The following is an 8,691-nucleotide window of genomic DNA, read 5'->3' on the forward strand; positions in this document are numbered from 1 at the left end:
CATTCTTCCTTGTGACTAATGACTAATAGTAAGGTGCGTCGCCGATCGATTGTCGATTTTTTTAGGGATTTAAGAGTGGCGACGCACCCTACGATTAATGACTAATGACTTCTTATATATACTGCGAACCTGTTGAATTGAAAGTTTTACCGCATTCGTGAGCGCATACGTCCAACCTTTTGGAACAGGAAAAACTTTTTGTGAGGTCTTCGCGAAACCAATCTCTGGCGATCGCATCTTTCACCGATTGAGTTCTGAGAGAATTAAAACCATTTCCGTACTTTTCAATTAAAGCCAGCATTTGCGGTCTGTAAGTGTGGTTATAAACAGCGTATTTAGTATGGCTTACCCAACAGCAAGGCCAGAGTTCCGCTTCAAAACTGATGAAAATCTCTTTGCTGGCTTGAGTTTGACAGCTAATTTCTACATTTCGGTAGTAATTGTTTAGGCTACCAAATTTTTCTACCGCTTGGATAAATTGGTCTCCCTGGGGATTTTTATATTGTTCCAACGATGGGGGTTGGAGTTCTTCGGTGGCTGGCTTTGATGGGACAGAAGGAGTTGGTTCTGGTGCTTGAGATGTTTCGATAGCTATAGCTTGATACCAAGCATAATTTGCTTTTTCTGGTTGCCCCAACTGCGTCAACACTTTAGCTAAATTGCGATAAGCTCCTGCAAAATTGGGTTTAAGCTCGATCGCCTTTTGGTAATAAGCACTAGCTGGCTGCCACTGTTGCTGTTGAGCATAAAGACTGCCGACATTAGCATAAACTTCTGGAAAATCAGGCTGAATTTTGAGGGCCTTGGCGTAACAGTCTGCTGCTGCTTGCATCTTCCCCAAACCTTGAACAGCATTGCCCAAAGTTTTCCAGGCTGCTGCAAAATTAGGTTGAATTTTTAGGGCTTGTTGGCTGGCTGCGATCGCCTCTGAGAGCTGTCCTTGTCTCAAACAGTCCTCAGCTTGTTTGTGCAACCCAACAGCGGTCTGTGTTTGATTTTGAGGGGCTGACGCATTAGTTATTGCTGGTTGGTTGGGGCGATCGCTCTTAGCCTCTACCTGAGAGTTTTCTGCCTTCTGAGGCTGCTGATTTGCGGACTCTTTGTCATAAATCTCTTTCGCCACAAAACGAGAGGTTGCTTTCGGTACAAACTCGACAAATCCTAATTGTTGGGCTAAATCCCGTGCTGCTTCTACTTGATGCTGGTTGTGTTCAAATATCAAGTAATGCCATACAGCTTTTCCGCCAGCTTGGATGAAGGCATTAACCGACTGCATTATTCTATCCCAGTTGGTATTTTTGCGGTAAATGCTGTTAGTATCGGCCAAGCCGTCGATACTAAAAATTACGCTGTCGTTTTCTCCTGTCATCGCCTTTGCCAGGGCTTGCCACCAGTCGGGATTGCGTCCGCTACCGTTGGTGTACAGGCAGATATGAGGAACTCCCATGCGGTGCAAATATTCGATCGCCGGAATTGTGGTATTGCTGGTCATAGCATCGCCGTAGTTGCCGCACATATAAACCAAATCCAACTGAGAGCAAAACTCTTTGGGAAAAATTCTCTCAATATCCTGCATCTTTAATTCTGCCCCCGGCAAAATCGGGTTGTCGGTGCGGGGACACTGCGGGCAAGCTGCATTGCACCTGGAGGTAATTTCTACGCTGACTCTCCTGATATCTTCATATTTTAAGTACATGAGTTTTCTCCAATTAATTTGTGATTAATATTGAAATCGCGATCGACAGGATTAGATAACAAGACCTTTGATAGAGTGATTAAAAAGTAACATTATACTTCATGTCTGTCGCCTGCGGACATGATATAAGTTTTTTAAATAAGGGACAGAGGACGAGATGACGAGATGACGACTATCTTGATTCCCAATCTTAATCAAAAACCGCGGCTCGATGTCGATCGAGCCGCGGTTTTTTTAAGCTAAAGTTTCAATTAATCCCGGCCGTTGAGAGCAATCAGCAGGCGCAGAATAAAGATGAACAAGTTGATGTAGGTCAAGTACATCGACAGAGCGGCGGGCAAATACTGGTCGTCGCGGTAGGTGCGGGGTAATATGTAAAAATCGACGATCGCAGCACCGGCAAATATAAACACGCCGATGCCAGAAATGCCAATTTCCAACCAGGTTGGGGTGTAGACGCCAAAGAGAGAGAGCAGAAACTGACCGCCAACGACGACTAACAAAGCAATCACACCTAAACTGATAGTTTTGGTGAGGGCCATGCCGTCTTGTTCAGAAAGGTTGGAGCCAATTTGGCGGGCGGCGATGAAGGTAATGCCACATCCGAGTGCAGCAAAAGCGATGCCGGAGATGCCGACGCCTTGGCTTCTGAGGGCTACAGACACCAACCCGCTGAGGGTGTAGCCGGAAAGCAGGCTGTAGGTTGCCAGCAGGGGCAAAGCGGTATTTTTGTTGCCTTGTTCGGCGGCGGCGCGGGCGACGAAGAACAAAATTAATTCTACGACGATCGCAGCAATGAAGGTGGGAAAGAAGATCCCCGGATAGTTGCGGATCACTCCGAGGCCCCCGTAGGTGCCGACAGCAGTTAAGACAAGTCCGCCGCCCACGAAGGGGAGAGCGTTGGAGATGACGTTGGGGCCTACCAGCGCGTGGTTTTTGGCCTCGCGCACGGCTTCGCGGAAATTGCTAGTGTTACTCACGAGGATTTACCTAATTTGGGCTGAGAATTGCTATCTCTATTTTGACAGCTTTACAGTTTGTTTGCAAAACCTGAAAGAGTTTAAAGATTTGATAAAGAACGGGGGTGAAATCACTCCAAAGCAGGGATCGATTGTTTATAATCGACTGCGTACAGGTATGTGTCGTGTCGCTGTCTCGCACCGTTGCGCGTCGGGGCAAAGCTATAATTGAGGTTAAAGGGCCGGCGCTATCTGCGGCCAGGGGCCAGCTTAAAGTCTATCAACTCGCAGATAGCTGAAGTAAATCAATTTTGGATTGGGGATTTACGATTGGGGATTAAGGAGTATATGCTAGAGACAGGGGCCACAGTTGATTTTAGGTTTTTGATTTGCGACTTAGTTGAAACTAGGGGCCAGAAACTTCAATAATCTAAAATTTAAAATCTAAAATCTAAAATCTAAAATCTAAAATCTAAAATCTAAAATCGCTTCCGTTAATGGCTAAGGTAGCTTAGACAGAGGATACCCGGAAAATTAATGAATAGATCGAGTTCTATCGACAAACTGCTAAATAGGTAATGTCCCATGCCCACATTTTTTGAGCGCAAATTATTGCCACCTACAGCCGCAATTTTATTGGCTGTCGCCGCCGTTATTTCCGGCGGTCAAGCTGCCGTTGCAGCTAATGTCCGAGCCGTTTATACCACTTCTTCAGGGCAGGGCTCAGAATATTTGCTGCTGGCTCAGACCGGTCAACTCCCCCAAGTTACAACTTCTTCAATCCCGAGCCGGGGACCGGGAAAGCCGGTGCATCTCCCTGCAAGAATTCCTGAGCCTTCGGCGGTGGTAGGGTTGGGTTTAGTTGCGGGTTCGCTGGCGCTGACTCGCCGGAGAGTGAGAGTTAAAAATTAGACTTTGGGCAAAAAGTCTAATTTTGGGATTTTTAACCGCAGATAAACGCGGATAAACGCAGATAAATCCGGGTATCAGGATTTTAGCCGATCGCGTCGCGCAGAGCATTTTTAGTCATAGCTGCGATCGACTGTTCGGTAGCTTTCGGCAAGTGATAGTATTTCCCTCCAGAAGTCTTGGCCAATTCCTTCGCAAAGCCAGTCGAAATAAACTTGCTCTCGGTATCAATCACCAACAACTGCATTCCCAACCCACGAATTTTCGCAGCAATTTCTAACAATTCCTTTTTAATATCAGGCTTTTCTCCCTCTACAATCGGTTCCCCCAAAGAACGAGCCAAAGGAATATTCCCGCGTCCGTCAGTAATGGCGACAATCGCAACTTGACCGATATCTCCAGACTGCCGCGCGTTGACTCCCACCCGCACTGCTTGAGTCAAACCGTGAGCCAGGGGGGAACCGCCGCCGCAGGGCAAACGTTCCAAACGCTTGCGGGCCAAGGCTATGGAGCGAGTCGGCGGTAGCAGCACTTCTGCTTGTTCTCCGCGAAAGGGAATGAGAGCAACTTGGTCGCGGCTTTGATAAGCTTCTGTGAGTAGCTGCATGACTGCACCTTTGGCCGACTGCATTCGGTTGAGGGCCATCGAACCGGAGGCATCGACGACAAATACGACTAAAGCTCCAGCTTTTCTGGCCAAGCGCTTCGCCCGAATATCTCCCTGTTCCACAAATACACGCTTCTCTCGATTTGTGATTGAGCCGGCGGTGGATTCCTGGTCTAAATTCCTGTCGCGGCGGGCTTTTTGGTAGGGTGCGGCGGCTCGGAGGGTGGCGTCAACGGCGATGCGGCGGACGGGGCCTTTGGGCAATACTGGCTTGACGTAACGGCCTCTATCTTCGGAGAAAATGGTGCTTCTGCTGCCCGATTTGCCTTGGCGGTTGGCGGCTTGGGCGAAGAAAAGCACGCTGGGGTCGAGAATTACTCCTTCGGGGTCGAAGAGAAATTCTTCGGGAATGGTATCTTTTTCTGGTTCTTCTTGAGGTTCCGGGTTGTCTTCATCCTCTTGGTCTTCTTCGTCTTCTTGCTGGTTTTCTGGTTCGTCTTGTTCTTGTTCTGACTGCTTTTGGGGTGGCGGTGGGGGGGGAGGAGGAGGAGAGTTTTCGTCTGGGGGAGTTTGGATGATGGTGGCGCGGGGTACGATGACTAATTCTACGGCGCGGCGCAGGTCTTCGGCGTTAACTTCTGTGCGTCCCTCGATGGCGGCGGCGGCTTTGGCGACGCGGACTGCGAATATTTCGGCGCGGTGTCCTTGAACGCCACCCCGGATGGCTTCTTCTACTAGGTAGGCAATTTGTTCGCGTTTAATGCTGACATCTTTGAGCCATTCTCTGGCTAGGATGATTTGGGTTTTGAGGTTGTCGGTGTCTTCGGCGTATTGATTGAGAAATTCTTGGGGGGAGCTGGAGTAGGATAAAGCTTGTTCTACTGCATAGACTCTTTCTTCTAGTTCGAGTGCTGCGTCGGCTGAAAGTACGATCGCGATGCGATCGAGCAAATGTTCTCTCAGCGGCCCTTCTTCGGGGTTGTATGTGGCGATAAATAGAGGTTTGCAGGGGTGTTGAAAGCTAATGCCTTCGCGCTCTATTTGGTTGCGCCCTTCGGTTAATACTGTTAGCAATTGGTTGGAAATGTTGTCGTCGAGGAGGTTGATTTCGTCAACATAAAGTACGCCTCGATTTGCTTGGGCCAAGAGTCCTGGTTGAAATACGGTTTGGCCGAATTTTACTGATTGTTCGACATCGACGGAACCTAAAAGTCTGTCTTCGGTGACACCCAAAGGAATTTGAATGAATGGTGTGGGAATTATTTCAGTATTTAAGGAATTAGTATCGGTGGTGTGGGCATTTTGCCCGCCATTTTCTGGTAACAACCCTGATGCCTGTTCGGCAATAATTTCATTAGGTTCGGCGTTGCAAAAAGAATCTTTAACAATTTCAATGGGTGGCAGTAATGAGTGTAAGGCGCGGGCCATTACTGATTTTGCTGTGCCGCGGCGGCCTGCGATCGCAACTCCTCCCAATGCGGGATCGACTGCTGCTAACAGCAGGGCTAATTTGATTGCTTCTTGCCCGACTACGGCGGTGAGGGGAAAGGCTGTGGTGGAAGGGCTAAGGTTTGCTGCAGGCATAGGATTTTCGGATGTAAAAATTTGAACTTAATGTTTAGCTTACTTCTTGGAGGACTTTAACTTCTTGGGGCAGAATCACGGTAAAAGTTGAGCCGACTCCTATTTCTGATACTAGCTCGATTTTGCCTTGCAGCAGCGAGACGAGCCGCGATACTATTGCTAATCCCAGGCCAGTGCTTTCGGTGGGAAAGAGCTGTTTGCCTGCTTCTCCTGCTTGAAAGAAGGGGTCAAAGATGCGGTTTGTATCTTCGGGGGCGATGCCAATGCCGGTATCTGTAATTGCGATCGCCCAATTTGCTTCTCCAGCAGGGCGGCAACTTAATTCAATGCTACCAGATTCTGTATAGCGAATGGCATTGCTCACCAGGTTGATCAGAATTTGTTGCAGCCGCTGTCCGTCGGAGATTACTTGTGTTGGCCCGCAGTCGCTGGTAACAGCGAGCTTTAATCCTTTAGCATCAGCAATTGGCTGCATTATCTCTAGTACGGTGTTAATTACAGATTGTACATTAGTTCGCTGCAGGTTAAGTTTAATTTTTCCGGCATTGGCACGAGAAAGTTCTAGTGTGTCATTAATCATGCGAAGCAACTGTCTGCCGTTGCGTAATACTCGCTCGATGTGTTCGATGCCGGGGAGGGTATCTTTGATTTCAGATTGCCATTTTTCTTGGCGCAAAAACAGTTCGGAATAACCAATAATGGAGTTGAGAGGAGTTTTGAGTTCGTGAGCTAAATGGTAGACGTTTTCTTGATTGACGCTGACGAGGCGATTGAGCTCTTGATTGGTGAGTGTTAACTGAGTTTGGATTTGGTGAAGTTCCCGCATCCTCTGATCGACGTAGCTATTGAAACACTGGGCAATTGCTTCGTCTAGTACGGCATCTATCAGCCGAAAAGCTCTGAATACGTCTGCGACGCTTCCTGCTAGCAATTCGGCTTCTAAGTGGGAGAATATTACTTGACGCAATAAATGGTATTCGCGGGCTACTTCTGCGGCGTCGTAGCCTTGTTCGGCTCTGAGAAATCCGTGATCTAAACTGGCTTCAATTATTAGTTTTATTTCGCTGTTTTGATATTGGGAAAGCACTGTGACCATCGCCGCCAGCAGGTGAGGTATGTGATTTTCGATTGCTGAGTGCGGTAAGGCGTCAGCGGTTTCAATTTTCCGATCCTGACGAACTGCTTCAATCCAGTTTTTGACGATAGTATCGGTTTTGTCGGCGAGCACTTGGCTGTAGTCCATGATGTCTGCGTGGGGGTTGAGTTTGGCAGAGATTGCCCATGCTTCATTGTAGTTGAGCGATCGCCCGATCGCCATACCAAACTTCTGGCGATCGCGACCCTGCCAAAAGAAGTAGTTTTGAGGTGATTTTTTCCCTGTGCCGGATCTCTCTCTAGGGGTCGATCCCAGCGTGTTGCTACGATAATCAGCCCTTAAACCTATTGACAGAAGAGCCATAAAGTAGTACATTGCCTCACACTAATAGTTTTTAATTTTAAGTATTAAATTGTTCAGGGGAATAAATGGAAAACGTACAAGCTGTGATTGCTGCAACAACATTTATATGTGTAATTTTCTTAATAATTACAGAATGGATACACCTAACAGTTGCGGCATTTCTGGGAGCAGTGATTCTGGTGTTTACCCACGTGATGACGTTAAACAACGCGATCGAATATATCGGTCGGAGTCACGCCACGCTGGGCTTATTCTTCGGAGTCATGGTAATGGTGAGAGCCTTTGAGCCTACCAAAGTATTTGAATACTTGGCAACTCAAATTGTGCTTTTGGCTAAAGGCAAAGGCAAAAATCTCTTGCTGGGTGTTGTCGCAATTACTACGCCAATTTGTGCAGTTTTGCCCAATGCCACGACAGTCATGCTGCTAGCACCATTAATTCCGCCAATGGCAGAAGAAGTAGGTGTAGATTTTGTGCCGTTACTGATTTTAATGGTATTTGTGGCTAACAGTTCGGGACTGCTGACCATCGTGGGCGATCCGGCGACATTCATTGTCGGCGATGCTATTAACATGAGCTTTGCAGATTACCTGCTAAAGTTAAGTTTGGGCGGGGCGATCGCAGTAGGAGTGATAGTAGTTATGTTGCCTTGGCTGTTCCGCGAAATTTGGCACAAGAACTTAGACGATTTGGAACATTTGCCCCACCCAAAAATCAATCACCCGCGAGTTTTAGTAGTAGGCGGCTTAATTATAGCTTTCGTGCTGACTTTTTTTGTAATAGGAGAGTCTCTGCCCGTGCCTATTTCACCGGCAGCCGTTGCTTTGTTGGGGGCTGCTTTGGCAATGCTTTTAGCTCACCATTCCCAAATTGATTCTGTTAATAATATTTTGCGGGATTTAGATTGGAGCACCCTGCTATTTTTTATGTCTATCTTTGTGCTGATTGGCGGTTTGGAAAAAACCGGAGTCATCGCCAGTATATCTGGAATATTAGCAGTGATTTTAGGTAAGAATATTTTTCTGGGATCTTTAGTTTTGTTATTTTTTGTGGGTTTGATGTCCAGTGTGGTGCCAAATATTCCGCTGGTAGTGGCGATGGTGCCGCTGCTAAAACAGTATGTTGTCAATGTCGGGCTTGCACCGGCAGAAGTGCTGGCGCCGGATTTTGCAGGGCAGTTTCCACCTGCTGTGCTGCCGCTGTTTTATGCGATGATGTATGGAGCAACTTTAGGCGGAAATGGCACTTTGGTAGGAGCTTCTTCTAATATAGTGGCGGCGGGAATTTCTGAACAGCACGGACGCCGGATTTCTTTTCAAACTTTTCTGCGTTACGGGCTTCCTGTGATGGCCGTGCAATTGGTGGCTGCGGCTGTTTATGTAACTATTCGGTTTCTGATTTGAAGGAAGAAGGAAGAAGGAAGAAGGAAGAAGGAAGAAGGAAGAAGGAAGAAGGAAGAAGGAAGAAGGAAGAAGGA

At 47.5% G+C, this 8,691-nt stretch carries 6 protein-coding genes; 2 read left to right on the forward strand and 4 right to left on the reverse strand.

The window, feature by feature from the left end; genetic code table 11:
- Positions 1–112 precede the first annotated feature (112 nt).
- Positions 113–1,696: a tetratricopeptide repeat protein gene (locus QUB04_RS28810; RefSeq protein WP_333289804.1), complete on the reverse strand. Its 1,584-nt coding sequence runs from the start codon at positions 1,694–1,696 to the stop codon at positions 113–115.
- A gap of 251 nt (positions 1,697–1,947) precedes the next feature.
- A complete protein-coding gene (locus QUB04_RS28815; protein ID WP_333289806.1) occupies positions 1,948–2,676 on the reverse strand; it encodes a Bax inhibitor-1 family protein in 729 nt (242 codons plus the stop codon).
- 564 nt (positions 2,677–3,240) lie between these two features.
- Here QUB04_RS28815 and QUB04_RS28820 point away from each other — a divergent pair.
- The gene (locus tag QUB04_RS28820; RefSeq protein ID WP_333289808.1) at positions 3,241–3,567 is read left to right on the forward strand and encodes a PEP-CTERM sorting domain-containing protein; all 327 of its coding nucleotides are present in this window, start codon (positions 3,241–3,243) and stop codon (positions 3,565–3,567) included.
- Between the two features lie 82 nt (positions 3,568–3,649).
- On the opposite strand, the gene bchD is transcribed toward QUB04_RS28820, so the two are convergent.
- Together bchD and QUB04_RS28830 are read right to left on the reverse strand one after the other, a co-directional pair.
- Positions 3,650–5,755: a magnesium chelatase ATPase subunit D gene (gene bchD, locus QUB04_RS28825; protein ID WP_333289810.1), complete on the reverse strand. Its 2,106-nt coding sequence runs from the start codon at positions 5,753–5,755 to the stop codon at positions 3,650–3,652.
- 34 nt (positions 5,756–5,789) lie between these two features.
- On the reverse strand, positions 5,790–7,214 hold the full coding sequence (locus tag QUB04_RS28830) for a HAMP domain-containing sensor histidine kinase (protein ID WP_333289812.1): 1,425 nt from the start codon (positions 7,212–7,214) through the stop codon (positions 5,790–5,792).
- 65 nt (positions 7,215–7,279) lie between these two features.
- Between QUB04_RS28830 and QUB04_RS28835 the strand changes: the two genes are divergently transcribed.
- A complete protein-coding gene (locus QUB04_RS28835) occupies positions 7,280–8,617 on the forward strand; it encodes an ArsB/NhaD family transporter (RefSeq protein WP_333142133.1) in 1,338 nt (445 codons plus the stop codon).
- Positions 8,618–8,691: the final 74 nt, after the last annotated feature.

Origin of the sequence: Microcoleus sp. D2_18a_B4, assembly GCF_036702475.1 — a bacterium.
Lineage (GTDB): Bacteria > Cyanobacteriota > Cyanobacteriia > Cyanobacteriales > Microcoleaceae > Microcoleus.

Bases quoted from the DNA above. Each gene is read 5' to 3' on its own strand.
- QUB04_RS28810 (WP_333289804.1), bottom strand. From the start codon at position 1,696: ATGTACTTAAAATATGAAGATATCAGGAGAGTCAGCGTAGAAATTACC.
- QUB04_RS28820 (WP_333289808.1), top strand. From the start codon at position 3,241: ATGCCCACATTTTTTGAGCGCAAATTATTGCCACCTACAGCCGCAATT.
- bchD (WP_333289810.1), bottom strand. From the start codon at position 5,755: ATGCCTGCAGCAAACCTTAGCCCTTCCACCACAGCCTTTCCCCTCACC.
- QUB04_RS28830 (WP_333289812.1), bottom strand. From the start codon at position 7,214: ATGGCTCTTCTGTCAATAGGTTTAAGGGCTGATTATCGTAGCAACACG.
- QUB04_RS28835 (WP_333142133.1), top strand. From the start codon at position 7,280: ATGGAAAACGTACAAGCTGTGATTGCTGCAACAACATTTATATGTGTA.